Raw genomic sequence first — 26,394 nt, forward strand, 5'->3', positions numbered from 1 at the left:
GAAGAATTTATGTATTCAATTGCTAAGAGAGAATTTTTTCAGTTATTTAAAAGCATTAAATCCATCTTGATCATTGCCTTATTGCTGCTGACTACGTACTATGCAGCGAAATTTGCGGATGTAATTATTGCCATAGCCGAGCTGTCCAGCGAGGAGGCGAAGGATGCTCATACCGCCGGGCTGCTTTTTTTCATGCTGCTGTTCGGACAGCTGTTTGTAATGGCTTTATCGCATGATGTGATGAATAGGGAGATATATGAGCGCACGATGCGTTTTTTGGTGACAAGAACCTCGAGAACCTCGATCATTGCCGGGAAATTTTTGGGGGTATGGCTGTTTTGGTTTAGCTGCGTAACGGCTGCTTTTCTTGTCACCATCGTATTTTCTAAGCACTTTAATCTATTCTTGCTTGCGCAAACAATCAGTTTGTTTACATTTCAAGTGGCTCTGGCCGTGCTTTTATCGGTGATCATTCCAAAACCGGCGTTTTCCATGTTTATTGGTGTGATGGCAGGTATTGCTTTTCCGTTCTTTGGCTTTTGGGCAGCGTTTCTTCAGGACAGCTGGTACAGTGCGCTGCGGTTTCTTAGCCCATATACGTACTTAATCCGCGATGATTATACATTTCTCGTTGTTTTCATCGGCTCGGCAGCCATGCTCCTCGCAGCAAATGAATTATTTAAAAGGAGAGAGTGTTAATGAATGCGATTGAAGTGAAGAATTTGCGAAAATCTTATGGAGAGACGGCCGTTATTCAAGGAGTGGATTTAACAGTCAAACAAGGCGAGATTCTCGGTTTTCTCGGGAGAAACGGAGCGGGAAAATCCGCCTTTATTAATATACTGACTGGTATTATCCGGCCTACTGGCGGCTCGTTTTCCATTCTTGGCTGCCGCGGACTGAGCGATCAAGTGAAGAAAAGAATTGGCGTGATGCCGGATTACTCCACACTTTACAGTTCAATGACAGCTCTTGAACATTTACAGTATTTTTCTGAGGTATCCGGGAAAAAGAAGTCAACGAATCAGTGCTTGAGAGTTTTGGCATTAGTAGGTTTAGATGGAGATGCCCGTAAAAAAGCCGGAAAATTTTCATTTGGGATGAAAAAAAAGCTGGGCATTGCCGCAGCCATGATCCATAACCCGGAGCTGCTTTTTTTAGATGAGCCGACATCCGGGCTCGATGCGGAGTCTGTTCTTCATATTCAGCAATTGATCCAAGACCTTCATAAGCAAGGCAAAACGATCTTTATGACCTCTCATAACTTGCACGAGGTAGAGAAGCTTTGCCACCGTATTGCGATTATGAAGGAAGGCAGAATTGTGAAAGCCGGCACGATGGAACAGCTTCGCGCCCACTGCCGCTCCACGATAACCGTGAGCCTGAAGCATTTGCCGGTTCCAAAGATGCAAACAGCGATGCTTTATGACTGGCTTGAAGGCTTTGGCACAGAGGTTGAAGCGCAAGAGACGTCTACGCGCGTAACGATCGATGCCGAAGAAAAAATTGCACAAGTGATTCGAGCATTTAACCAGTGCAAGGTCGACATTCTCAGAGTAGAGGTCGATGAGCCGACGTTAGAAGAAATCTTTCTTGAGGAATAGGGGATGGCTGGCATGAAGGTGCATGAACCAAAGGAGCGTATATCAAAGGAGGCGATCAAAGTATGGCTATGGAGTGACACCATTGCTAACCTGATAGGGGGCATGATCGTTGGTATCATTTATGTTCTGTATATCCGGTTTGGCTGGAAGGAGTGGGTTTTTTGGCTCATAGCAGCGATAGCGGCGTTAGTAGCAATCGGCATTATCTGGTCGTACATTCAGCCGTTTCTTCTCTATAAAAATTGGCGCTATGATGCGGATCAAGAGTTCTTGCATATGAAAAATGGGGCGCTGCAGCAAGTGGATGTCCTTGTGCCCATGACGAAAATTCAATCTGTAGCAACAAAGCAAGGGATATTCATGAGAAAGTATAATCTTATGTCTGTCAGTGTGCAGACGATCGGCGGGGAGCATGTTATTCCCGCCTTGCCAAAGGAAAGGGCAGAGCAATTGCGGAATGCTATTGCTGTGTACGCGAAGGTAAAGGATGATGAGTAATATGAAAAGGCAGCACCCGCTTTATATGCTGTATAAGCTGGGAGGCGTTCTGCGAAACGCTTTCTTCTTCTGGCTGTTTTTATGTGTGATCAAGGCAGACTCAACTTCTGCCTTTATTCACTATGGCCGAATAGTTTTTTATATCGCGCTTCCCTTCAGCATCGCCCAGCTCATCTATAAATGGCTGACAGCGGTTTATCGCCTGGATGAGCATGCTTTTCAGCTTCGAAGCGGGATATGGCATCATGCGATAACAACGATTCCATATAGGAAGGTGCAACAAACGGTGCGGCACCGTTCATGGTTCCACCGGTTGTTTGGAGTGACAGCCATTCGCTTTGAAACCGGAACAGGGGAAGAAGAGGCAGCTGCCGCATTTGACGTCCTATCTGAGGCGGAAGCCCGGCGAATGGAGGCTTATGCAGAAGGAAATAGCGGCGAATGGCAGGCGGAGAAAGGGACAAAGCCGGATATCACTGTCCATTTTGAAGCCGACAAAAGGGAATTGTTAAAGGCGTCTTTTACATCCCTTCGCTTTTTAGTATTTATTCCATTCTTTGTTTCTATCTATTTCAAGATAGATGACGTCCTTCCATTAGAAAAGAGGCATCTAAGCATCGAGCTATTCGTTCAGCAGCAGCCGGCTTATTTGATTGCCTGTGCGGCCGTACTCCTCGTTTGCGGGACTCTTGGAGGAATGATCTATACGTTTGTCCAGTATAGCAGCGATCAAATCACGTCTGATCAAGAGCGAATTTACGTGAGAAAGGGTGCATGGAAGGAGACGCAATTATCGATTCAAAAGCGGAACGTGCAGACGATTGAAGTAAAGCAGAGCCTAGTGAAGCGCCTGCTTGGCTTGGCGCAGATAAATCTCATAGCGGTCAGCGGAGAGAATGGAGAGGATGAGCGCAAAGTGCATGAGTTATATCCGTTTTTTCCTGTCGAGCGCGCTTGGGATTTAGTGTCAGAGCTGCTTCCCCATTATGAACTCCATGGGAGGATGCACCCGTTGCCTAAAAAAGCACTCTGGATCAAACTCCTGATGTCAAGCTGGTTCTGCGGCGGGGCGGCCATTGCGTTGTATGCGCTGAAAGAACATTTGCCTGCTCCCTGGTGGCTATTGGCAATCGCTGTGTTCGGCAGTACCAGCTGCTTCGCTTTTCTGGGCCATCGGCATACGCGATTTGCCCTATCCGGCGATCAAATACAATGGCAGCGAGGGGTACTCACAACCACACTATGCATTGTCAAGCGCAGTAAAATTGTAGAAATGAAGAAAAAGCAAGGGCTTGTGCAGCGAATAATGGGAATGGCGACCGTTGAATTTGCCCATCGGCTGAATCCAGTGCGAGTAAGGTCAATCAGCGGCCTTCCGGCTGAATTTGCTGAAACGTGCCGCAGATGGTACGTTCAAGGCCCAAAGGGATTTGATAGCTGAAACAGGGGGAGCCTATGAAAAGGAATGCCCCCATCAGTTCAGCGGCCGGGGCGGCTTCATGGCACTGCCGCCCTTTAGGCTTTCGTTCAATCAAGCCGGAAGGTGTCTGTATACGACGTTTCATTTTCTTTCCAGGTAACGGCTGCCTGATAAACACGGCCTTTCTTTGGCGCGTCTCCTAAATAAAACTCGCTTGAAAAAGGATGAAGAGCCGTCCACGATCTATCTTCAGCTCTTCCTTCAAAAAACTTGTCCTTCCTCATCACCGCTTTTCCGTTTTCCATCAGAACCACAGATTGAACATCCACCTTCTGCGTCCCCCTTTGCTGCAGCTTGCCCACCCAGCCGGCAGACTCACTAGCGTTCACATTTTGTTTGAATGTCACTTTCCACATCCTAATGTCTGAGACCCCCGACATCGATATGCTGGAGAAATATCCGAGAATGCCTATCCGGAGAATAAAAAGACCCCTGGCCATACATATTTTTTGATGTTCATACCCATCCGCCTTTTTATCCATGATTTGCATATACATCAAACAGATTATACCATTTTTTGTATAATAAACCTGTAGGATAGTGAAAATAAACCATTCGATCAAGCTCTGGACTCATGCTAGATAGATAATTGATTTTCATCATGCATGTAATAAACAAATGTTTCATTTAGTTTTATATTCCCAAGCATAATCATCTTAATTAAAATAGCTAAATAAGAAACTAAAATTATATTGATTTAAGCTTTTCTTAATTAATGTTGTACTTAATAGTACTCCTGACAATAACCCTGCAAGAGTTTTTTGGCTTCTTTTCATCTTACACCCACTCTTCTATTTTTAATAATTTCCATTTGTAGGATATAACTATATAATATTCGAAATGAATATATGGTATATATTAAAATAATAGTAAGGAGTGATTTGGTGAAAAATGTTGAAAATGAATTTCCCTGGTATTTAAAAAGAACACCTTTTTTGATAATTGCCTTTTGTTTTGCACCATTAGCTTATATTATTATCTTTTTAAATTGGAGTCGGTTAGATAATGAAACAAGGGGAGATCGCTTTTTTGTAGCATCTATATTGTTTTTGATTTTCTCTATAGGATTTATGCCGCGTAACTTTTTAAGTATTTCGCTTGCAGTCGGCGTAGTTCTCTTTCTATGTTCTGCTACGTATGTTGTTTTGTTAAAAAAAAATAGTTTATTGTTTTGATCCTACAGATACAAAAGAGAATGACTTAAATGATAGCAATGGAGTGTTGGAAATTGCTGAATATGCGGCAAAACATAATGATTGATTAATAAATGAGAAAGTATTTGATGTTTTTTATAAATCTTGAAGGGATGGCAGCTGCTTGTATGCTCTGGTCTTATGAAAGACTATCCTCAAAAATATGAGAGTAGTAGATTTATAGAAAGTTGATTTTGCTTATTTTTATTCCAATAAAAAAGGCAATAATCAACTTTCTATATTATAGTGTAGCAAATGAGGTGAAAAATAATGTATTACGAACACGTTGATGTATTTTCTAAAGATCCATTAAAAGGGAATGGTTTGACTGTTGTATTCCCAGAAGAAATGCTGCCAGATGATGTGCTGTTGTCGATTGCACAAGAGTTAAAACAGTTTGAGACCATTTTTATTTTTCCGCAAACAGAAAAGGGCGTTTTTCCGTGCAGGATTTTCACGATAGAAGAAGAATTGCCTTTTGCGGGTCATCCTGTTATCGGTGCTGGTGCAGTTATTCATCATCGTTTTTTTAAAGAGCAACAGAAGCAAGAAATTTCATTTGATTTATCGGGAAGACGTATTCATCTAGTTTCTTCAAAAGAAGACGGGTCGCACTGTGTCGTGATGAATCAAGGAAATCCGCAATTTATAGATACAATTGAAGAAAAAGACTACCTGGAGATTTGTGAGGCCTTATGTTTGAATGAAGAGGATTTAGATCGAAACTATCCACTAGAAGTTGTTTCAACAGGCTTGCCATACCTATTAATACCTGTTCGTCGACACATTCAAGACGTACAAATTAAACGACATGATTTTGAAGACTTCATTGGTAAATGGCGAGCGAAATTTGCTTATATTTATGAAACACCTGCCCTAGAATGCAGAAGTTTTGATAATCAGGGGGCAGTAGAAGATATCGCAACCGGCAGTGCAGCAGGACCATTAATTGCTTCTCTAGTACATAATGATAAAAAAGCGGTGAATGAAAAAATACAACTTTATCAAGGGAAGTTTGTTGGGCGGCCAAGCGTAATCGAGGGTTGGATGACAGAAGAAAATGAAGTTGTGATTCAAGGGCATGTTGCCTTTTTTGCATCGGGCAAAATAAATATATAAGACCTTTAAACCATTACACGCGTGTTGATTAACCAAATTTATCCATGAAAACAGCTCCGTAAATGTTAATTTGTGTCTAACATTTACGGGGCTGTTCATCTCTTTGAAAGAGGAGGCCATTTATATTCTTATAGCTAATCGACATCTCCTGGTTTAATTGTTTAAAGGGAGGCTAAAGCTTTTTTATTTCAACGGTGGTTACGATAGAACTTAACATACTAATGGCTCCTAAAACGAATAAAGGGGCAGACGAACCAATTATTCCTACTGTTAGTCCTCCTGCTCCTATAGCAGTTGTAAAATATCTGCTGCGCTTCAGCTTAGCTTTCGTTGCTTTTGGAATCGTCATGTTCACTCCAGCTAACTTATTTACTTTTGTCAATGCTGCATCTAATTGTTTAATCATTTTTATTTCCCCCGTTTGAATGAATTTATAAGAAAATACTAATAGCTGGATTAATCAGCAACAATGAACTAGAAGCTAAAATATACATCCCATACTTGTGTTTTTTCTCAATGCAATATAAACCAACTACAAACACGACAAACGCAAGAGCTAATGAGATAGAGTTAAAGGTTGCGGCGGAAGTGTTTTGCAAATAATTGACAAACAAGATATCTGATAATTGTTTATCCACTGGTTATTCTCCCTTCTCATCCACTTCAAAAATTTGAGAGACCGAACTATCAAGCAAAAAACCGAATATTTCTTTCTTGTTGTAAGCAAATTTCTTTTCCATCGTAGCCGTAAATAATAATGTACTAAAGATTCCATATGCTTTTTCTTTTGGAATTTTCAGCTTTAAATGGGAATTCTCTAAAACATGATGAAGAAAATTTTCATCATTTTCTCTGAAGCTTTCAATTTTCTCTTGCGGCAACTTATTTAAAAATAATAGATAGTCTGGGCTGTTAAAGCTATACAGCTTCGGATAGTTGGCATATTCATCGAAAAGCCATCTCATGGCTATTTTGAACCCTTCAATGCCTGGATTAGTCTGCATAATGGAATTCCACTGTTCCTTCAATTGTTCTTGAATCATCAATAGTACTTCTAGGAAAAGTTCTTCTTTTGTTTCATATAATCTGTAAAAAGATCCAGTGGATATGCCAACTTCCTTAGTAAGAAAAGCGATATTAGTTAATTTGTATCCTTTCGTTTTCCAACCATGTGCACAGGATTCCCGCAACTTCTCTTTAAGCAGTTGAATATCTTCTTCTGTAAAGTTCTTTTTCATTCAGTTACTCCTTTCATTAAGAATCATTCACCAAACTAATGAATATTTTTTTAAAATTTATTCATGAATATAATTTATTTTATATTCATGAAAATGTCAAGCTGCTTTATCTGATGAAATGTTTAAAGGTCATGAAAAGAGATCTTAGAAACAGCCTTCCTCTCGATTTATTTTTGATAAAGAGAGCTGGTCAAACCTGCTAGAGACCCTGACCGTCAAGGTGGAAATCAGAACTAAAACTATTTGGGAGAATGTTCATAAGGCGTTGAAGACGAATGTGGAGTATCATTTTTAACAAAAAGCTTAATTAAAATCATTTGAGAGAAAATGACTGAACAGTAGGTTTCATGATTTTTATTTTATGAGGCAAATGATTCAATGAAGAAAATGAAAGAGTCTTGGCCTTCTATTTATTGAGAAAGGATCTATCAATAAATAAGACAGAATAATAAATGGTAGGATTACTCTATATTTTAAAAAGAGGTGAGAACCATTACTAGACAGCAGCGGGCCTTCAGGGTTTCTTTCTTCTCTTAATAGCCGCGGTCGGTTTATCGGCATGCAGCTCGACAGCTGATCACATCCGTCAGGCAAATAGCTTCCATTCCCCGCTTTATTCCGGTGAACCCTTAAAGGTTGGTATAATTGGAAAAGCACCAGTTGTCAGGGAAGACCATATTGAATTTGTTCCCTTACGCTTCAATGAACTTTCAGAAAAGCGGTTAAAGCAGGTGGATGCTGTTTTTATAGATCAAAAGCATTTACCGGAAGCAGCTGAGGCCAAATATGCTCAGGTATATCTCGATTCTCCCGTTCCGTTTGTATTCATCGACTCTGAGAAAGTGTACCTGGCATTCATCGATGAGGAGCTTTCTTACGAAGAGGCGCATCGTTCCCAGTCTGGAGATTATTTAATTGGTTATTTTAATGACCAGTATTTTGGCGCAGACTTATACGCTCATCAAAAAAACAAGCAAACTATCCAGGATTGTTATTCGCGCGTCTTTTCATTGCTAGAAGAAACGAAGAATACCGGAAAGATCACCCTCGAGTAGATGCCAGTTTCCAGTGTCTTTTAGGGAAAAGGGCCTATACAGTATAGAGAGCTGGGAAGGGTGAAATAAAGAGACCGCATCATGTGTGCGGACCATGGTGATTTGCTGGATTTTCTAATGACTGTCAATGAAAAGCTTCCGCCAGGACAAATAGAATGAATGAAAAAAAGAGAACTCCTCGTCTGCCGCGTTCTCGGCGACGAGGAGTTTTATTGCTCATTTGCCGGCGGTCTGATAAAATATCGTATTATACGATATAAAAGCAGGTGAAGCGATGAACGCACAGTTTATTAACGAGGCATGGACGGATCTTTATTATTATTTGCATTACCAGCACGAAGAGTCTTTAACTCACCAAAATATCAGGTGCATGCAAGCCGTTAAGAAAAATAAAGACGCCACGATACAATTCCTGTCTGATGCATTACAGGTGACCCACCACACGGCATCTGAGCATGTGAAAAGGTTAATACAAAAAGGATACCTGAAAAAAGAACGTTCTCTTCAAGACAAGCGGATTGTGTATGTGAAGCTCACCGGGCTGGGGGAAGATGTTTTGAAGAGAAATACCGAGCTTGACGAGGAAAAGCTTCAAACCATTTTAGAACGTGTCAGCGCAGAAGAGCGGCAAAAGATTATAGAAGCCTTTTCGCTGTTAAGAAAGGAAGCAAAAGATGTCTTTTCTCGTTAAGACGCTGATTTCAGCTGTTATTATTGGAGCCATAACCATGATTGCGAAAGCTTCCCCTAAATACGGCGGCATTATAGCGGCTCTGCCTCTAGTCAGTCTCCTCAGCCTTTTCTGGTTATATGTGCAGGGGAGAGACCCAGCCAGCTAAGCCAGTTTCTTTTTGGGGTGTTATATGGTTTGCCCAGCACAATGATTTTAATCGGGATTGTCGCTCTGGCTTTAAAGCAGTCCCTGCCGTTTGTAGGATCGCTGATTCTCGGTCTCGGCGGCTGGGGAGTGTGTCTGTTTTTACAAAAATGGCTGCTTTCCGGCTCATTCTTTCATTTGCGTTAACAAACAAGGCTACAGCCGGACCTGCAGGAATGGTATTCAGTGTCATTCTTGTCTGAGAGCTCCCGTTCTATTGGACGGGAGCTCTCTTTAGTCTTCTGACAGAAGGATAAATTCCGGGCTGAAGCCATTATGTTCAAACATTTTTCTGGCCCGTTCATTGTCTAAGGCGACATGTACATGGACAACAGGTATTGCTTGTGTATGGAACCACGCGCGTATTTCGCGGATTAACTGCTTGGCCGTGTGTTGTCGGCGATAAGCCTTCGTGACGAAAATTTCATCAAATAGGCCATACAGAGAGTCTGTAACTAGATCTTTTTGAATAGTTGCCAAAGCATAACCAGCCACACGCTGTTCCTTTAAGGCTACAAAGAGGGCTCCATAGCGGGAATCGGCCATTTGCTGCAGCTGTTTAGCAATATTAGCTTGTTCGTCTGCTTCCAGCGCTACATCTGCCATTTCCAAAGCATTTTCGTTCCATAATGTTAAAATCTGGTCTTGATATTGGGAGAGGGCATTGATTGATTGAATTCGCTTTATATCCATCAAGTACGCTCCTTTCTTGTAATAAACAGGGGATCGTTCCCGCACCTCATCAGAAACAACAGGAGGCAAAGCAGGCTAGTAAAAAAAGATAAACAATAGCATGTTGCCTCCCATCTCATGAGATGGGATCTATCAGTGCAGTAACACCATTTTATCAAAAATGGTAAAAAGATACACTTTTTCAAACGAACAAGAAAAAATGGCCACACCGATTGGAACTAGGACATGGGCGTTGATTGTATCATTTTGTCAATATCTGTCTATGAAAAGAAAGAGGAGATAACAGCAAAAAATGGAATGAATAGATAAAACTTACTAATGTGGAACACGTGCAAGAGAGAGGAGAAAACAGATTGAAGATACTGATCTCATTATCTAACCGGTTGATGCAAAGGTATTTGCCGGACCCATTTTTATTTGTTATCATCCTTACCTTTTTTGTTGCTGGCCTATCGCTCGTTTTGACGGACAGTACGCCTATTCAAGTCGTGGAGTATTGGGGCGGGGGGTTTTGGAGCCTATTGGCGTTTACGATGCAAATGGTTCTTGTTCTTGTGACCGGCCATACACTGGCAAGCAGCCCGATCTTTAAAAAAGGGTTGGGAAGCCTCGCTTCAATTCCAAAAACCCCGGGGCAGGCGATTGTTCTTGTTTCCATTGTTTCGCTGCTGGCCTGCTGGATCAATTGGGGGTTTGGCCTTGTCATTGGCGCTTTATTTGCTAGGGAGCTAGCAAATAAAGTCGATGGGGTGGATTATCGGCTGCTGATTGCCAGCGCATACAGCGGCTTTCTTGTATGGCATGGCGGTTTATCCGGTTCCGTGCCGCTGACGATCGCGACACCCGAACACTTCTCAGAAAACCTCATCGGCATTGTGCCGACAAGTGAAACGATTTTTTCTGCTTACAATTTAGTTATCGTTGCTGCGCTGTTTGTCATCATTCCCTTGATGAACCGTCTGATGATGCCGGCAAAGGATCAAACAATCACCATCGACCGTTCCTTGCTGGAGGACGCGAATTCGCTGCAGGCCGCGGCCGTTGAGGCCGATGTGTTAACGCCGGCTGACCGCTTGGAAAACAGCCGTCTTCTCTCTATGGTGACAGGGGCGTTAGGACTGTGCTTCTTGGCGTTATATGTGAGAGAGAACGGCTGGAATCTTAATTTAGATATTGTTAATTTTATCTTCTTATTTTTAGGGATTTTACTGCATGGCACACCGAGGCGTTTTTTGGAAGCGGTAGGAAACGCGGTTAAAGGATCAAGCGGGATTATTATTCAGTTTCCGTTTTATGCAGGCTTAATGGGAATCATGGTTTCCTCAGGATTAGCGACGGCATTATCTGAGGCTTTCGTTTCCATCTCAACCGAGAGCACCTTTCACGTTCTTGTCTTTTGGAGTGCCGGTCTCGTCAACTTTTTCGTTCCGTCAGGAGGCGGACAGTGGGCCGTTCAGGCGCCCGTTATGCTGGAGGCCGCGCAAAGCATGGACGTATCCATGGCAAAAACAGCCATGGCGGTCGCTTGGGGAGATGCTTGGACGAATATGATTCAGCCGTTTTGGGCATTGCCGGCATTGGCAATTGCCGGGTTGAAGGCAAAAGATATTATGGGATTTTGCCTGATTATTTTATTTGTGAGCGGCGCGGTCATTTCTTTAGGTTTCCTTCTCTTATAAATACCGAGTCAAGTGAACAAAGGAAGAAGAGCTCCCCTCACATCGGGGAGCTCTTCTTCCTTTGTTAATCCAGCTTCTGCTTCAAACATTTCATGCTTAAGAAAGCCGCACCCAGAGAAAGCACGGAAATGATCAGCGGCGAAATCGCGTCGGCCGCGCCAAATTCAGTGTCAGATGATAGCGGCACGGAAGGAGCGGTCAAATCCGGAGTATAGAACGCTGTGAGCACGAAGCCGGAGCCGATTTGCAGCAGGACATATGCCAGCACAAAGATGCCCGTGAACAGTAAATAGTTTTTCATCGCCATTTCCCCCTTTTTAGCGGATAGATGACTAGTAGTTTACCATATTTTTCAATGCTCAAACAGCTCCTTAGATCGGCTTTTTCTATATTCAGTGATCTCGGCAGCCTGTGCCTGTTGGCTAAATGGTTAAAGATAGGTGTCTCTAATGAGTATGACTCCAGGATATCGAGGGTAAATGAGAATAAGCCTGCCTCCTCATTTGGAGGAGATCAATGGACGGTATGGTTGATTTTGTCTATTTATCTAAATTCCATAATGAACTTGTTGAATCCACAAGTTTTTTCCTCTATAGTTTGTAAGGTCAAATGCTTTCATAGAAATGAGAAAGTTTGTTAAATTTAGGGAAGGCACAAAAGATCAAAGGATAGATTGCACGTTTATATCCAAAATAATGATTATCTCGTGCTAATGAAAATTGTTAAAAGTCGGGTGAGAGGAATGAAAAAGGTTTTTCAAATTTATAAGGATGACTGGAAAAGAATTTTCAGTGTACCAACTGGGATTCTGCTCACCATAGCCATTATGTTTTTGCCATCTGTTTATGCTTGGGTGAATATTAAAGCGATGTGGGATCCTTATCAAGATACCTCGGGACTGAAAATCGCCGTAACCAATTTGGATAAAGGCGGAGAAGTCAGGGGCAAGCAATTAAATGTCGGAAAAGAAGTAGAGGAGAATTTAAAGAAAAATAAAAAGCTGGGCTGGACGTTTGTTTCTCAGGAAGAGGCAGAGCGCGGCGTCAAGCAAGGAGACTACTATGCCAGCTTATTAATTCCTGAAGACTTTTCCAGCAAAATGGCCAGTGTGCTGTCCAAAAATCCGGAACGGGCAGAGATCCTGTACACCGTGAATGAAAAGCTCAATGCGGTAGCGCCGAAAATCACTGGAAAGGGTGCAGCGAGCATCGTTGAGGAAGTAAGCGAGAACTTCACCAAGGAAGTGGATCAGGCGGTGTTAACTGAGTTCAACAAGGCCGGAATTGAGCTGGAAAGAGAGCTGCCGACAATCCGCAATATCGAGAGCAAAGTGTTTGCGTTAGAAAAGCAGCTGCCGCAGTTAAAGGCAATGGGCAACAAAATCATTGCTCTTGATGAAAAGATGCCGGAGCTTAAAGAAAAAAGCCAAAAAATTGTCGAGCTGGAGAAGGAACTGCCAAAAATCAATGAAGTTGGCAATAGTGTTTTAAAAGTAGAAGAGAACCTCCCGAAATTGAGGGAGGTAGGAAACGAAATTTTGGTCATTCAAAAGAAGCTGCCTACGATCGAGCGGGCAGCCGACAAAGTAGTGGAAATCGATAAAAACTTTTATCGGATTGAGCAAGCGGTGGATAAAGGCATTGAAGACGCACAGAAGGCCAACAAAATTGTGGCGGCCGCCCAGCAGGAGCTGCCTAAGGTAGCGAAGATTGCGGAAGGGGGAAGTGCGTTTGCCAATGAACTCAATGACTTCCTGCAGAAAAACGATGGGGCGTTTGAGACAGTTGCGCCGGTCATTAAGCAAAACTTAACACTCATGCAGCAAATAGCTGATTCCGCTGTTCAACTGACAGAGGCGATCCAAGCGGAGGATTTTGATCCTCAAAAGGTGGTTAATTCTGCAGAATTTACTAAGGAACGCCTGCAAACAGGGGTGACGATCATTGACCGGACGGTGAGCCTGCTGACGAAGCTGAATGAATACGCGGAAGGAAGTCCGTTAACCGGCACGATTGAACGCTTAAATAATGTAAAGCAAAATTTCCAGCAGCAAATAGAAGTGCTGAACAAGATAGAGAAAGCGATTAAAAACGGCGAACAGCCGGCAAAGGAACTGGTTGACCAGCTGAATCAGCTGGCCACGTCCGCAAGCGGCACGTTAGGGGATATTTTGGCGATCTATGACACGGATATTGTGCCAAGAGTCAATCAGGCGCTAAGCAAGCTGAAAACAGCGGCCAAGACGTCTTCTCAAGCCTTGCAAACAGCCAAAGAGAAGCTGCCGGATATCCAGCAGGTGTTAAAGGAAGCTCAGTCCAGTGTTCAATTTGGACTGGAGGAATTACAAAAAATCAAAAAGCGGCTGCCGGGCATTCAGAAGGAAATTCATGAGGCGGCTACAGCTATATCAGGCAAAATGGATGATTTCACAACATCTGTGAATGAAGCGGCTGTATTTGTGAAGAATGATCTGCCATCTGTGGAGAAGAAAGTGCATAAAGCGGCGGATTTTGTGCGAAATGATCTGCCAGCCGCAGAGAAGGAAGTGCGGAAGGTATCTCGTTTAGTTCAAACGAAGCTGCCTGAAATGCAAAAATCCGTTCATCAGGCGGCAGAACTGATCCGGACGGATTTGCCTGAAATGGAAAGCTCGATTAAAGACGCAGCCGATAAAATTCGAAAGTTTGAAGGCGAAAGAAACTTAGGCGACATTATTGAGCTGCTAAAAAATGACGTAAAGAGAGAAAGCGACTTTTTAAGCAAGCCGATTAAGTTAAAAGAAGAAAAGCTATTCCCTGTTCCAAATTATGGATCAGCGATGTCGCCATTCTATACAACGCTGTCTTTATGGGTCGGGGCGATGCTGCTGATTTCCTTGTTCCGGACAGATGTGGTGGACCCGGAAAATCAGTATACGATCTACCAGGTGTACTTTGGAAGGCTGCTGACGTTTTTGACAATTGGCATGTTCCAGGGGCTGATCGTCAGCCTGGGCGACGTCTTTCTGCTCCATGCTTATATCGTGGAGAAATTCTGGTTTGTCGTCTTTGCGGTCATCACAAGCATTATATTCGTGACGATTACGTATACGCTCGTTTCTGTTTTCGGAAACATTGGGAAAGGGCTGGCTATTATCTTTCTCGTTCTCCAATTTTCCAGCTCGGGCGGAACCTTCCCGGTAAGTCTGACACCGGAATTTTTCCAAAAAATTAACCCGTTTGTTCCATTTACGTATGCGGTCAGCCTGTTGCGGGAGGCCGTTGGGGGCATGCTGCCGGAGGTTATCAGAAAAGATTTATTGGCCCTGCTGTTCTTCTTCATTCTGACGATTTTATTCGCGCTGGCACTGAAGAAGCCGTTAAGCGGGATCACCAAAAAACTGGCAGAAAACGCCGAGAAAACAAACATACTTTCTTGATTTTCCATCCAGCATCCGAAAAGCGGACCTTTGCCCGCTTTTCGGATGCTTTTTTAATTAGGACCAGAAGGGGAGAAGGCGGCATCTGGAGTGTTATGAAACCGTTGATATAATCTGAGCGAGAGCAAGTGATGCATCCGCTTCTTCAGGAAAAACTAAGAGCAGAGTTGATTCTCCAAATTGCACATGCCTGAGGATGAGGAAGGCACACTAAAACTGATGGAGACTCATCGTTGTGAACAAATTACTGATGATTCGATAGACGAAGCACATAGAACTTGGATTTCAATCTGAATGATTGGGATAATGAAGAGTTAGTTGGATGACAAAATTATTTAATTTCTATCGTGCGGCATCGGCCGTCTGGTGAATGAATAACAAGGTTGTTTCATTTTTATCGAATGCAAGGGGCAGAACAGCGCAGCTCATATGAATGTTTAATCAGTTGAACAAGCAGCTTGAAAATGGAAGAGGGGGTTGATGTTGAAAATCTGTCAAAAGCACCTATATACAGGGGTTTTTGGATTCAAAAATTTCCCTGGGAAGAAGGATTTAGGTTATAGTAGGAGGGAAGTTGAAAAGGAGTAAATTATATGCAAAAACCAAATATAACGCTCGCTATATTATTGATAAATCTATTCATTGCTTTTTTGGGAATTGGGCTTGTGATTCCGGTAACCCCCAAAATTATGAATGAGTTAAATTTGTCTGGATCGGTTGTTGGCTATATGGTTGCTGCTTTTGCTACCACACAGTTAATTATCTCACCGGTTGCCGGTCGTTGGGTAGACCGGTTTGGACGCAAACGAATGATCGTTATTGGACTAATGATCTTTAGTCTTTCAGAGTTTTTGTTTGGAATCGGTAAAACAGCTGAAGCTCTGTTTATTTCGCGCATGCTTGGAGGTGTCAGTGCAGCATTCATCATGCCGGCCGTAACAGCCTTTATTGCCGACACTACGACTGTTAAGACAAGGCCAAAAGCACTTGGCTATATGTCAGCAGCCATTTCCACAGGCTTTATCATCGGACCAGGTATTGGCGGGTTTTTAGCAGAGATCGGTACTCGTTTGCCGTTCTTCTTTGCGGCTATTCTCGCATTAGTTGCAGCCATCTTATCTATCCTTGCACTTCGTGAGCCAGAACGAAATCCTGAATACAAAGAAATAACCGTTGAGAAAAAGGGGATCAAGCGCGTTCTTATCCCTATGTATTTTATATCATTTATGGTGATATTGATTTCATCGCTTGGCTTAGCAGCTTTTGAGTCGCTATTCGCTTTATTCGTCGACCATAAATTTGGTTTTACCCCAAAGGATATTGCTATCATGATTACAGGAGGAGCCATTTTAGGAGCGATTGCTCAAGTTGTATTATTTGAGCGCTTTACGAAATGGTTTGGTGAAATTCGCTTAATTCGTTATAGTCTTATCCTTTCGACAGTGCTAGTGTTTTTAGTTACTATTGTGAACTCGTATTTTACCATTTTACTTGTTACCATAACCGTATTCATCGGGTTTGATTTAATGCGGCCGGCTGTAACCACGTATTTATCCAGAATTGCCGGCAATGAACAAGGGTTTGTTGGAGGCATGAACTCCATGTTTACAAGCATCGGCAACGTAATTGGCCCGATTGTTGGCGGGATTTTATTTGATATTGATTTAAACTATCCGTTTTATTTTGCAACGATTTTATTAGCAGCGGGAATTGGGATAACACTCGCTTGGAAAGAGCCAGCAGCTCAAAAACCTTGATTTAGCAAAAAGCATACTATTTGCTGCACATTGGCAAGCATTGCATACAAACTGGAGCCGTCCCGTTTAGACGAAAAATTTCAGCAAAAGACCGATTTCTTTGAGGGATCATATAAAAAAGAAGGAGCTCTTTATTGGAGCTTCCTTTCAGTGTTCAGTGAATGATATAGAAGATTGATGATGTTTTTCATATATGTCCATCAGCGCTTTTGCTTTCATGCCAAGATAGCGCTCTTTACTGTATGTAAATACCAAGGTGCGGGTAGGATGAGACGTTAATTGAATATAAGAGAACGCCTGCTGCTGAGGGCTCTGGTGAATGACCATTTCAGGAACGATCGTGACACCAAGACCGTGCTTCACAAAGGATTGAGCGGTTTCGATATTGCTGGTTTCATAAGCGACCAGCGGCTTAAAGCGCCCTCTTGCGCATAGTTCTAATACAGTATGGCGAAAACCATATCCTTTTTTTAATAAGATAAATGGACAATCCGCCACATGTTCAATCGACAAGGTAGTCTGTTCCAGTTGTTCGGGGGAGTGGATGACCTGTTTTACTTTTTCAGACATCCATGGTTTTTCCTCTTTTGGCAAGACGAGATAAAGCGGCTCAGTAAGCATTGCTTTTGTATGTAGACGGGCATCTTCGATCGGAAGCGACAGGATAGATAGATCTATTAACCCTTTCGCTGTCAAATCAATGAGTTGCTCTGTTGATTCTTCAATCAGCTGAATCGAAACCTCCGGATAATGTTCTTTGTAAATTTTAAAAAGCGGAGGCAACAGATGCCCGCCGGTAATAGCGGTGGAGCCAATCTTCAATTCGCCCCTTATTCCTTCTTTTCTTTCAAGCAGCTCCCTCCTTAAATCCTCCCTCATTTGTAAAATCTTTTCCGCTTGTTGAATAAAACATAGTCCATCAGAAGTGGCTTCCACTGTACCGGGTTTTCGGTCGAATAAACGTACACCAAGCTCCTGTTCCAATTTTGAAATTTGTTTGCTTAAGGATGGCTGTGCAATATGAAGGTGTGACGCCGCCTTTGTAAAGCTTTTGGTTTTATAGATTTCCAATGCATATTCAAACAGTCTTATGTCCATGCTATCCCTCCATAGCCTGTAGCTATTAATTCAATAGATTATATATCTTAGTCGAATAGATGTGTATAGATTAAGATGAAAATAATCATATTTCACATTTGAGGGGGATTGGTCTGAATGAGCTCGATAAATAGTTGGGATGCAGAGTTGTATGATAATAAGTTGGGGTTTGTATCTGGTTTTGGCAGAGGAGCAGTTGAATGGCTTCAGCCTCAAGCAGGCGAAAGCATACTTGATTTGGGATGCGGAACGGGTGACTTGACATATGAGATTTCCAAGTCAGGTGCTCGTGTAACCGGAAAAGATTATTCTAAGGAAATGATTGAGAAAGCGCAGAGTAAATATCCGCACATTCCTTTTCAGGTGGAAAACGGGGAAACATTTAGAACGACTGAACAGTATGATGCCGTTTTCTCCAATGCCGCTCTTCATTGGATGAAGCAGGCTGACAAAGTAGTGGAATCTGTCCAATTGGCGTTGCGTCCAAACGGCCGCTTCGTTGCCGAATTTGGCGGCAAAGGAAATGTTCAAACCGTTGTTCAGGGAATAACGGAAGTTCTCTCTCAAGAATACGGACTGGATGCTGCGGAAAGAAATCCTTGGTATTTCCCAAGTATCGGGGAATACAGCTCGTTACTTGAAGAGCACGGATTTAAAGTATCGCATGCTTATCATTTTGACAGACCTACTCCGTTAGCGGACGGAGAAAGAGGATTAACCCACTGGTTAGACAGTTTTGCAGATGACTTTTTCCCTGAGTTTTCCACAGAGGAAAAAACGGTCATTTACGAAAAAATAAAAGACAAAATCCAATCAGATTTATACAAGGATGGAATATGGACAGCTGACTATAAACGAATAAGAATTGTGGCTGTGAAGAAAACGTAAATAAAGTGTTCTAGAGAAACAACTGCTGTTAAAGAAGCCTGTAAGCTGATTGTGTAAGTCGCGTCCTCCCAAGTGTCAACTATCAAGCAGACGCTCAAATAAAAATCATTTTTAGCGAAGACATCTGTAAAAGGTCCTGTCGGCAAAACGAGGAAACCGCCACTGAACAAAGGGCTAACAGTAGCGGCGTATAGGTTTTGCGTTTTGTCGATGGATCTGTTTGGACTAATGAAGTTATCCAAATAAAAACTAATAAAAAGCATAGAAACAGCACAGTTTTCATTATTTTCATCGCAGTTTTCCTTTAATACCGCTATATAAAGGGTGAGTCGAATGTAAGTCTCCATCAAGTTCGCGGCAAATAAAGCATAGCGGAGCTTTCCAAAAATCTTTCACATTATACAGCCATATTTAAGCGTGTATTTACAATTTACATTCCATATAATACCATAATCAGTTCGGATTGTAAAAAAGAGGGAAACGATGTAGCAAGATTCATATTATATAGAACGGTGTCATTCTTATCTTTTGGTTAAGCGTCCCTTGCTTGTACTCAAACCTTAAGAATTGTATAGCACCAATCATTAGACAGTGAAACAGGTTCTGTTCTCCTATACGGGGCTATAGCATTCTTTATATTCGCCGTTCCTAGCTATCTGATTGATAAGGAATTCGAAAGATGCAAAGGATTCTATCTAAGCTTGAAGGGAACCTGACATCTATTCTAGTAAAAATGCCCGCGATGCAATGGGATCGCGGGTATTTTGTGTTAGATAAAGCAGCATACGAGGTGGCAAAGAAAAGATATCTTTCTTTCAAACAATAAAGTTTTTAAAGATAGTTAAATCAACTATACCATTAATTTCTAAATTCATAACTTATAGTAGACAGGTTGTAAAGTATTTTTCAACTTATCTATCTTTTAAGGAAGGAGGCGGGTAATTTGGGTAAAAAGCATTACAATCGTCATGAACGCAATCACAACATGGGCACTCATGAAGAGGCAACAGTTACACAGAATGGCGATCAGTTTTCATTCGTAGATCAAGAATCTGACGAATTAATCTGGATTAGAGAGTCTTGCAACATTACGGTTCAGACGACAGATACTCAAGCAGCAGTTTCTCTTCAAGTAGGACTTCAACTGGCCATTGCGTTAGTGATTAGTATTACCATTGGGGATAGCGATCGTGGCAGAGCCGTAGTACAAGATATTTTACAGCAATTCAATGACGAACAAACTAACAGGCAGAAAATTTTTATCGAAAACTCAAAAGACGTCAATATTGTCACTACTGATACCGACTTGACAGTCAATGTTCAGGCGTTGCTGGAAGTGTTGGTTGCGCTAGTCGCCAAGCTAGATGTTCTTTAATAAAAAATGAAAAGAGAGGAAAAGGGGTGAAAAAATGAAGGAAAAAGAGTGGAGAGCATTGGACCATTGTGATAATCACTGCGGTCAGGAAAACGAGGATGTAGTGCAAGAGGGCGAGCAAGTGGTGTCTAATAAACAACAATCCTTTGAGTGGATCATTGTGAAAGATTCTGAAGGCGTCGATGTCCAAACGACAGATACACAAGCAGCCATATCTTTGCAGCTAGGCATCCAAGCAGCCATCGCAGCTGTGATCAGCGTTACGATCGGTGATACAGACCAAGGTAAATCCGTAGCTCAAGACATCCAGCAGTTTATCAGCACTAAACAACGAAATGTCCAAAAAACAATTATCGAAAAATCAAAAAATGTAAAAGTGACAACGACTGATACAGACTTGGCTGTTAACATTCAAGCTATGCTTCAAATCCTTGTCGCTATTGTAGTCAAATTAGATATTCTATAATATTTGAACAAAACGAGGAAGGGGAGCAGGATGGATAAGACAAGTCGGGATATGGTCGAGAGCTTGCGTCAACATAATGAGCGCCTAATGAAAAATCTATTAAGCAGCTTTCAGCAGAAACGCACCAATGCTAAATGGAAAGAAAGTCTCAAAAAAGACCAGGCTGAATCGCTGGAAGCGTTGAAAAAGCAGTTTCTCCCTATGACGGATTCGACAAACTCTAGTTTGAACAATCTATTAGACAAATTGTCCGAATAAATTCAAGTGATTGATCTATGTCACTTCTATTCATAAAGATACGCAGCAGCATGTATTCTTTTTTCATGAGGGAAAAGGAGGCAAGCCGAAACAAGCTTTTCCCTCATAACTATAAAGGATAGGATGCCATAGTCGAAAACCACTTTATAGCGAACGAAACTCCCTTGATAACTGAAGTGACCGATTCTTTCACTAGGCAGCTAAAAAGACCTGAATCCGGTATCGTACCGGGTCAGGTCTTTTTAGCGTTGGCATATACTGCTTTGCTTACTCAACTAATATACAGTCCTTTATACATCCTTACTGTAATCATCGCTCTCGGCGTGCTGATTCTCTTACGGCATAAAAAGGGATACTTACTATTCTTTTATAAAACTTGGGCTGTCGGTCACATTATTATCTATCTTCTCGCTATTTATCTCTATTTGATAAAGCTGAATTGATTCATAGACTATATCCGCTATTCATAAAATGCTCTCCAATTCTTTACGTTTTTCCGATGAATAGATAGAGCGATTGTATTTCTGCTTCTGAATGGCGAGGGATAGTTACATGATATGAACGATGAAGTGGCACTTAAAGAAAAATACTTAGAAAGCGATGTGGAAAGCAATGGGGAGAAGCGATATTTTTTGATTGCCGTGGAGAGCAACAAAATTATTGGTTCAATTGAATATGGCCCAGCAAGCGATCTCATATGTCATGGCACAAACAACACTTTCAAACAACTAAATGAGGTTGGTACTGTATTTGTTCATCCAGACTATCAGAAAATGGGAGTAGGAGATTTACTATTACACGCAATGTATTCTATTTTACAGAGTAAAGGTATAAAGGAATTTTGTTTAGACAGCGGATATGTCAATGCACAGAAAATCTGGAAGAAGAAATTTGGAGCTCCTGATTGTCTATGAAAGGATTATTGGGGTGAAGGTTTAGATCACATGATTTGGAGGGTTAAGCTTAGTCATGCAGCATGGGGTGAGAAGGAAGGAAATTAAGTATTGCTGAAAAAGGACCTTGCTTCAATCATTGGATAATGCCGCGGCAGAAGCCGCGTTTAAAAGGATTAACACGGAATTTGTCCGACAAATCAGGTTGGATAGTTCAGAGCATCTGATACTCGAATTCAGTGACGATATCAAACTACGAATTTATGAGACATTAGGCTATGTAATCTCGCTTGAATATAAATGAGCATCCCTTAAAAAGTTGTGTGAGTTAGTGTGGACCCTCCCAAATACCTTTTTTATTTAAGAATGATCGTGTAGAATTAAGTATATAATTTCCAATAAAGGGAATAAGGTGGGGTGGGAATGGAAAATAAGATTTTGCGCTATTCATATACTATCATTTCAGGGATCTTTGTCTTAATTATGTCATTCATCGCTTATAGCATGAGCGATATAAGTGAAAGCGCTGTTCGAAATAATGATTCTCGCTATTGGCTCTGGTTTTTACTGTGGGCTATTGGGTTTGCTATGCAGTTTAAAAAATCTCTGCGATTAATTGGATTTATTATTACATTAATTCCAGTAGCGTATTATCTGGTTGCACTGTTTCAAATATTCAGATAATTTGTAGTTTTTTGAGAAACCCCCAATAATTTTGTGTAAATGCTTCATTCCTTTTCCTGCAGATAGCCATTCATTAGCGGCTTTGAACATGGCGGCGAGTTCTGATTGCGCTTGATCGAAACCGAGTTAAATTATTCATAAGCAGGCTTAAAAAGAAGGTGAATTTTCTTATTATCGAATCAAATAAACGGACTTGTCCTAATAAGCTTTACTTTGCTGAGTTCGTCTTTAGTCGTCATGATTGCTGTTTTATCGTTCCTGTATATTTCCTAATCATAATACCCTTAGCCATCGGTTCGCATTTGCTGCTAAAGAAAGGCAAGTAAGCGAAAAGTGAATGTGAGTCAATCATTTCGACACAAAAAAGTTAGGTCTTAAGCTATTCTTCTAACTTGATCCTCAATGGCTGGAGGTGTTTGGTAGTCAATGATAATGTGAATTCTCTTTCGATTATACATCCTTTATTTTAGCAAGCTTACTAGGTGAATTTTCTTCTGCTCTTCCTCATTATTCGCCTTAGAAGCTTAAACAATTATTTTAAAGACAGTTTGGTCTCTAAGGAATACGGTACATAAAGCTCTGCTTGTTCATACAGCAACCAGGCTGATTGGATGGTATTAGAATGCTCTGAAAATGAGTTTGGGAACGTAGCATTTATTTGAACTAACTATACATTCCGTTCGTTATACGTTAGGCGTTAGATCGTAAAGCGTAAAGCGAATCCGTTCGCTATACTAATCGAAAAGAGTTTAAATACTTTGTTACCCACAAAGCAAAGGGTCGCTAACACTTCCCAACTCATTTGGTGCATAAGCACCCATGAAGGTATTTGGACAATACCCTCAAAGCTACTTATGCCTCTAAATACTTATTAGCAAGTGGAACTTCAATTTCAACCGTATAATTTACTTTATCAATACGGCTAGACAGCAATTCAACTTGACGAGTTAATTTGTCGGCCTTTTTTTTGAATTCAGCAGGGTCAAATAAAGCGATTTGTTCCATTATTGCGCCTGAGTGGTGATGAACATTGTATTCTCTTTTCTTAGTATTGGCAAGCGTTTTGAGCAGATCAAGTCGTTCACGCAGCTGCTTTGCTGTTTCAATCGCGCGAATCATCGAGATTGAGCTACCATCCCATTCAACCAGATTGCTTAAATTAGCTTGTTGGATGATCTCTTTTAATTCCAATATGTCACGCTGAACTTCCGATAACTGCTGTAACACAGCCTCAACTGTGATTTCGTATGGTGTATAAGTTTCTCCTTTTGGAACCTCAATCACATGAACATTAAAAAATTCACCCTGTAATTCTCCAACTTTTTTATGAAGACTAGAAAGAAGATTAATGGCTTGTGCTAATGTTATTTTCATTCAATCGATCCTTTCATCAAAACATATGAACCATCTTAACATAGATTAAAACTTACCAGATAGTTTTATATAAATTATAATTAATAGGTGATTGTGAAACTATATTTTTTGGGCTTTCTATATTTTTTATTCTAGAGTCGGTCACGAAAATTGAAGAAGTAATAAAAAAAGATCTTCGATGAAAGATCTATAATGTGGGGTTATGTGAAATAAAAGTGTATGAGGTATTTCTTCGATTCTTTGCGACCTAATTCAATTAATGAGGGCGATTAATTGAATTAGGTAGGGAATCTTGTGGAATCACCCAGCATGAAGTAAATGATCCTAATAAAGTAGATCTAGTTAGGAAATTTCTGATGAAGCCAAGAAATAAAAGTGCTGCTAAACGATTCTTTGTAATATCCATATTTCTTCTTTTATTCGCTATTGATGATTACCTTACTGAATGTGCTAGATGTATGAAAACTGATTTGCGCTATACTGTTATCGCTTTAGTTTTATATATTTCTGACAAAAGAGACAAAGCAGATAAAGATTAAATATTTAATGTAGCGGCTTCGTCCAAACAAGATAGGTGAATAAATCTTTTTAGTTTTTAGAAAGCTAAAAAGAGGTGATATTTATGAAAAAATTGGCTGTTACATTGATAGTAGCAACGGTATTAGTAATCACTGGCACATCTGCCGCTTCTAAAACAATAAACGAAACGGATACTGAGTTATGTGAAACACTGAAATATGCACTGATCAATAGCCTAAGAGAGCCAATAGACAAAGCCATCAATGAAATATATAAGGATGATCAAGAGGCGCCGGAAGGCCTTTCATGGGCTTCATTTCAGACAGAAATCTTGAAGATCAGACAGCTCGATGGAATTGGCGGCACATATGAAATCACGTTCAAGGTTAACCCTTACTACCGTGCGCATATCACTTATGGGGAAGATAAAGTCGTGGTAAATTCAGACGGAGAGCTGATTGGTTATAAACACTTGAAAACCTATCCTAAAGTACATTTCAACTAGCTGGAGCTTTTGGCAAGCATGGCTTTAGAATAAGGATGGTTTTAACTGATTGGGGCAACCTATCCCTAAATATAATTTAGGGTGATAAAATTGAAAAAAAGTATTCCTTTTTTAGTGCTGTTTCTATTCAGTATCTTAAGTTTTGACACAAATAATGGAATAGCCTATGCACATTTAAACGATACACCGCCGCCTCTTGAGGAAGTATATACTCAAATTGGATTTACAACTGTTCACGAGGCAGTGATTGAATTTGAAAACCACTTTAAGAACGATGTAAAGCTGCCGCTTAAAATGCCTTCTATTCCTTTCACTCATATGTTCGGACGATTTTGGGAAGACAAGGAACATAGTATCAATGCCTCTTTAGAAATAGAGTTTATTAATGAAAAATCACCGATAAATCATTATAAAATTAATATTCGCCCTCTCGAAAATAAAGTGGTATCTACAAATAGAAGTCATCAAACAGTCTACACGTTAAAAGACGGACAAAAAGCGATTTATATTGCTGAAAGACATTTCCGTTTCCTTGTATTCGAAAAAGACAATTGGCAGTATATACTGGGAATCAATAAAGAACTAGCAAACAAGGTGACACCAAAAGTATTAGTGGAAATTGCCGACTCAATCGATTAGTAAGTAAAAAATGGCAGGCGGGTGGTTACTATATTATCCGTTGGTAGAGATATTTAAGTGGTCATATGGTGGAGATAATACCTGTCTCTTGGCTTACCTGATAAGCTAAGATGTGCAGATAAATCTCTGGTCTCTTGCAGGATCCATTCTTCCGGAAGGGATGGCAGCTGGTTATGCAAAGGTCCAGCTGGGTAAGAAGCTGAAAACCTTGTGGAATTAATGGCGTATAAAAGACTGCATAGAGAATCTGGAAAGAAGACACAAAAAAACTTGATCGGCAAGGGGTGGGGAGACTCCGGAACTTCCTGCTTGTGGGGTTATGTGGACTAAAGGTGTAATGGAGTATTCGTGTGAACATTTTGAATCCTTTTAAGTTAACGGTGTAGGTTATTATAAAAAAGAGATACCTCTGAATGGAGTGAATGAAATATACTTGTCCTTGTTGTGGTTACAAGACCCTAGACGAAGAACCGCCAGATACATATGAAATTTGTGAAATATGCTTCTGGGAAGATGATGGAGTACAGTTTCAGGATCCTGATTATGAAGGTGGAGCTAACGAAGTATCACTAAGACAGGCACAACATAATTTTATAAAATTTGGAGCTTGTGATAAAGGTAGTTTGAAATTTGTAAGACACCCCAATAACTCTGATATAAAGGATAATAATTGGCAGCCCCTATAGGCTCAACCAGCATCAAAAATTAGCTAATTAATTTTTAATGCCTATACTTGTGGTGTTATGTGAAATAGAGGTGTATAGAGCATTTATTTAATTCTTTAGGATATTTTTAACTAACGAAAACTAATCATCTCTTCCATTTTTTTAACCAAGGTTCAATGATGTTATCAAATAATTTAATCCCAATGTAAATATCCAATATAGCAAGTATTAAAGTAATAACTAGCATGCTTATACCAGTATCATCAAGGGTAATAATGGGTTTTAAAAGTACGAAACCAACAGCCAGAAGAATAGGACCTGTTATAGAAATCCAACCTATCCCAAATAAAAAATATATCAATTTTATTCACCTCTTTTAAATAAATTCATCTGCCCCGTTACTTTACCCCCTTATGGAT

General features: G+C 40.8%; 28 protein-coding genes and 2 pseudogenes. 22 read left to right on the top strand and 8 right to left on the bottom strand.

What is annotated here, in order from left to right; genetic code table 11:
• Positions 1 to 9 precede the first annotated feature (9 nt).
• The 4 genes from BBA02S_RS10720 to BBA02S_RS10735 are packed head-to-tail and all read left to right on the top strand — an operon-like array spanning position 10 to position 3,543.
• A complete protein-coding gene (locus BBA02S_RS10720; RefSeq protein WP_041114241.1) occupies positions 10 to 699 on the top strand; it encodes an ABC transporter permease in 690 nt (229 codons plus the stop codon).
• The gene (locus tag BBA02S_RS10725; RefSeq protein WP_041114240.1) at positions 699 to 1,604 is read left to right on the top strand and encodes an ABC transporter ATP-binding protein; all 906 of its coding nucleotides are present in this window, start codon (positions 699 to 701) and stop codon (positions 1,602 to 1,604) included. Before BBA02S_RS10720 ends, BBA02S_RS10725 begins: the two co-directional genes overlap by 1 nt.
• Before the next feature lie 12 nt (positions 1,605 to 1,616).
• Positions 1,617 to 2,102, top strand: coding sequence for a PH domain-containing protein (locus BBA02S_RS10730; RefSeq protein ID WP_041114239.1), 486 nt, complete (start codon positions 1,617 to 1,619; stop codon positions 2,100 to 2,102).
• A 1-nt stretch (position 2,103) separates the two neighbouring features.
• Positions 2,104 to 3,543: a PH domain-containing protein gene (locus BBA02S_RS10735; protein WP_041114238.1), complete on the top strand. Its 1,440-nt coding sequence runs from the start codon at positions 2,104 to 2,106 to the stop codon at positions 3,541 to 3,543.
• Between the two features lie 86 nt (positions 3,544 to 3,629).
• On the opposite strand, the gene BBA02S_RS20650 is transcribed toward BBA02S_RS10735, so the two are convergent.
• Positions 3,630 to 3,929 carry a hypothetical protein gene (locus BBA02S_RS20650; protein WP_125474328.1) on the bottom strand — a complete coding sequence of 100 codons (300 nt, stop codon included), beginning with the start codon at positions 3,927 to 3,929 and terminating at the stop codon, positions 3,630 to 3,632.
• 537 nt (positions 3,930 to 4,466) lie between these two features.
• Between BBA02S_RS20650 and BBA02S_RS10745 the strand changes: the two genes are divergently transcribed.
• Together BBA02S_RS10745 and BBA02S_RS10750 are read left to right on the top strand one after the other, a co-directional pair.
• Complete coding sequence (locus BBA02S_RS10745; protein WP_041114236.1) at positions 4,467 to 4,757, top strand: hypothetical protein; 291 nt, start codon at positions 4,467 to 4,469, stop codon at positions 4,755 to 4,757.
• Positions 4,758 to 5,045: 288 nt separating this feature from the next.
• Complete coding sequence (locus tag BBA02S_RS10750) at positions 5,046 to 5,894, top strand: PhzF family phenazine biosynthesis protein (protein ID WP_041114235.1); 849 nt, start codon at positions 5,046 to 5,048, stop codon at positions 5,892 to 5,894.
• 172 nt (positions 5,895 to 6,066) lie between these two features.
• Here BBA02S_RS10750 and BBA02S_RS10755 read toward each other — a convergent pair whose 3' ends face one another.
• The 3 genes from BBA02S_RS10755 to BBA02S_RS10765 are packed head-to-tail and all read right to left on the bottom strand — an operon-like array spanning position 6,067 to position 7,132.
• Positions 6,067 to 6,300: a hypothetical protein gene (locus BBA02S_RS10755; RefSeq protein ID WP_041114234.1), complete on the bottom strand. Its 234-nt coding sequence runs from the start codon at positions 6,298 to 6,300 to the stop codon at positions 6,067 to 6,069.
• A 25-nt stretch (positions 6,301 to 6,325) separates the two neighbouring features.
• Positions 6,326 to 6,532 carry a hypothetical protein gene (locus tag BBA02S_RS10760; RefSeq protein ID WP_041114233.1) on the bottom strand — a complete coding sequence of 69 codons (207 nt, stop codon included), beginning with the start codon at positions 6,530 to 6,532 and terminating at the stop codon, positions 6,326 to 6,328.
• 3 nt (positions 6,533 to 6,535) lie between these two features.
• Positions 6,536 to 7,132 carry a TetR/AcrR family transcriptional regulator gene (locus BBA02S_RS10765; RefSeq protein WP_041114232.1) on the bottom strand — a complete coding sequence of 199 codons (597 nt, stop codon included), beginning with the start codon at positions 7,130 to 7,132 and terminating at the stop codon, positions 6,536 to 6,538.
• Positions 7,133 to 7,863: 731 nt separating this feature from the next.
• Between BBA02S_RS10765 and BBA02S_RS21315 the strand changes: the two genes are divergently transcribed.
• From BBA02S_RS21315 to BBA02S_RS10780, 3 genes and pseudogenes are all read left to right on the top strand, one after another.
• Positions 7,864 to 8,187 carry a hypothetical protein gene (locus tag BBA02S_RS21315; RefSeq protein WP_041114231.1) on the top strand — a complete coding sequence of 108 codons (324 nt, stop codon included), beginning with the start codon at positions 7,864 to 7,866 and terminating at the stop codon, positions 8,185 to 8,187.
• 274 nt (positions 8,188 to 8,461) lie between these two features.
• Positions 8,462 to 8,878, top strand: a complete 417-nt coding sequence (locus BBA02S_RS10775) for a MarR family winged helix-turn-helix transcriptional regulator (protein WP_041114230.1) — start codon at positions 8,462 to 8,464, stop codon at positions 8,876 to 8,878.
• Positions 8,862 to 9,211: pseudogene (locus BBA02S_RS10780) on the top strand (DUF3147 family protein). Before BBA02S_RS10775 ends, BBA02S_RS10780 begins: the two are co-directional and overlap by 17 nt.
• A gap of 87 nt (positions 9,212 to 9,298) precedes the next feature.
• Here BBA02S_RS10780 and BBA02S_RS10785 read toward each other — a convergent pair.
• Positions 9,299 to 9,757 (bottom strand): GNAT family N-acetyltransferase, encoded by a 459-nt coding sequence (locus BBA02S_RS10785; RefSeq protein WP_052477370.1) that lies wholly within the window; start codon positions 9,755 to 9,757, stop codon positions 9,299 to 9,301.
• Positions 9,758 to 10,110: 353 nt separating this feature from the next.
• Here BBA02S_RS10785 and BBA02S_RS10790 point away from each other — a divergent pair, with 353 nt between their 5' ends.
• Entirely contained in the window at positions 10,111 to 11,436 is a 1,326-nt protein-coding gene (locus BBA02S_RS10790; protein ID WP_041114229.1) for a short-chain fatty acid transporter, read from the top strand.
• A gap of 64 nt (positions 11,437 to 11,500) precedes the next feature.
• Here the strand turns inward: BBA02S_RS10790 and BBA02S_RS10795 are convergent, their stop codons facing one another.
• Positions 11,501 to 11,737: a hypothetical protein gene (locus BBA02S_RS10795; protein ID WP_052475171.1), complete on the bottom strand. Its 237-nt coding sequence runs from the start codon at positions 11,735 to 11,737 to the stop codon at positions 11,501 to 11,503.
• A gap of 441 nt (positions 11,738 to 12,178) precedes the next feature.
• Here BBA02S_RS10795 and BBA02S_RS10800 point away from each other — a divergent pair, with 441 nt between their 5' ends.
• A complete protein-coding gene (locus tag BBA02S_RS10800; protein WP_041114228.1) occupies positions 12,179 to 14,854 on the top strand; it encodes a YhgE/Pip domain-containing protein in 2,676 nt (891 codons plus the stop codon).
• A gap of 593 nt (positions 14,855 to 15,447) precedes the next feature.
• Complete coding sequence (locus BBA02S_RS10805) at positions 15,448 to 16,611, top strand: MFS transporter (protein WP_041114227.1); 1,164 nt, start codon at positions 15,448 to 15,450, stop codon at positions 16,609 to 16,611.
• Positions 16,612 to 16,758: 147 nt separating this feature from the next.
• Here the strand turns inward: BBA02S_RS10805 and BBA02S_RS10810 are convergent, their stop codons facing one another.
• Positions 16,759 to 17,709, bottom strand: coding sequence for a LysR family transcriptional regulator (locus BBA02S_RS10810; RefSeq protein WP_052477369.1), 951 nt, complete (start codon positions 17,707 to 17,709; stop codon positions 16,759 to 16,761).
• Positions 17,710 to 17,826: 117 nt separating this feature from the next.
• Between BBA02S_RS10810 and BBA02S_RS10815 the strand changes: the two genes are divergently transcribed.
• From BBA02S_RS10815 to BBA02S_RS10840, 6 genes and pseudogenes are all read left to right on the top strand, one after another.
• Positions 17,827 to 18,597 carry a class I SAM-dependent methyltransferase gene (locus BBA02S_RS10815; protein WP_170808518.1) on the top strand — a complete coding sequence of 257 codons (771 nt, stop codon included), beginning with the start codon at positions 17,827 to 17,829 and terminating at the stop codon, positions 18,595 to 18,597.
• Between the two features lie 943 nt (positions 18,598 to 19,540).
• Positions 19,541 to 19,972 carry a spore coat protein gene (locus BBA02S_RS10820; protein ID WP_041098488.1) on the top strand — a complete coding sequence of 144 codons (432 nt, stop codon included), beginning with the start codon at positions 19,541 to 19,543 and terminating at the stop codon, positions 19,970 to 19,972.
• Between the two features lie 34 nt (positions 19,973 to 20,006).
• On the top strand, positions 20,007 to 20,438 hold the full coding sequence (locus BBA02S_RS10825; protein ID WP_041098489.1) for a spore coat protein: 432 nt from the start codon (positions 20,007 to 20,009) through the stop codon (positions 20,436 to 20,438).
• A 30-nt stretch (positions 20,439 to 20,468) separates the two neighbouring features.
• A complete protein-coding gene (locus BBA02S_RS10830; RefSeq protein ID WP_041098491.1) occupies positions 20,469 to 20,696 on the top strand; it encodes a hypothetical protein in 228 nt (75 codons plus the stop codon).
• 548 nt (positions 20,697 to 21,244) lie between these two features.
• A pseudogene (locus tag BBA02S_RS10835) lies at positions 21,245 to 21,697 on the top strand (GNAT family N-acetyltransferase); the annotation flags it as partial.
• 315 nt (positions 21,698 to 22,012) lie between these two features.
• Positions 22,013 to 22,273 (top strand): hypothetical protein, encoded by a 261-nt coding sequence (locus tag BBA02S_RS10840; RefSeq protein WP_041114226.1) that lies wholly within the window; start codon positions 22,013 to 22,015, stop codon positions 22,271 to 22,273.
• Between the two features lie 852 nt (positions 22,274 to 23,125).
• Here the strand turns inward: BBA02S_RS10840 and BBA02S_RS10845 are convergent.
• Positions 23,126 to 23,647 carry a DIP1984 family protein gene (locus tag BBA02S_RS10845; protein WP_041114225.1) on the bottom strand — a complete coding sequence of 174 codons (522 nt, stop codon included), beginning with the start codon at positions 23,645 to 23,647 and terminating at the stop codon, positions 23,126 to 23,128.
• A 356-nt stretch (positions 23,648 to 24,003) separates the two neighbouring features.
• On the opposite strand from BBA02S_RS10845, the gene BBA02S_RS10850 reads away from it, so the two are divergent.
• From BBA02S_RS10850 to BBA02S_RS10865, 4 genes are all read left to right on the top strand, one after another.
• On the top strand, positions 24,004 to 24,186 hold the full coding sequence (locus tag BBA02S_RS10850) for a hypothetical protein (RefSeq protein WP_041098495.1): 183 nt from the start codon (positions 24,004 to 24,006) through the stop codon (positions 24,184 to 24,186).
• Between the two features lie 83 nt (positions 24,187 to 24,269).
• A complete protein-coding gene (locus BBA02S_RS10855) occupies positions 24,270 to 24,671 on the top strand; it encodes a DUF3888 domain-containing protein (protein WP_041098497.1) in 402 nt (133 codons plus the stop codon).
• A gap of 90 nt (positions 24,672 to 24,761) precedes the next feature.
• Positions 24,762 to 25,310, top strand: a complete 549-nt coding sequence (locus tag BBA02S_RS10860) for a hypothetical protein (RefSeq protein WP_061786751.1) — start codon at positions 24,762 to 24,764, stop codon at positions 25,308 to 25,310.
• 422 nt (positions 25,311 to 25,732) lie between these two features.
• A complete protein-coding gene (locus tag BBA02S_RS10865) occupies positions 25,733 to 25,996 on the top strand; it encodes a CPCC family cysteine-rich protein (protein WP_041114224.1) in 264 nt (87 codons plus the stop codon).
• Positions 25,997 to 26,394: the final 398 nt, after the last annotated feature.

The organism is Bacillus badius NBRC 15713, from assembly GCF_001591605.1.
GTDB classification, from domain to species: Bacteria; Bacillota; Bacilli; order Bacillales; family Domibacillaceae; genus Pseudobacillus; species Pseudobacillus badius.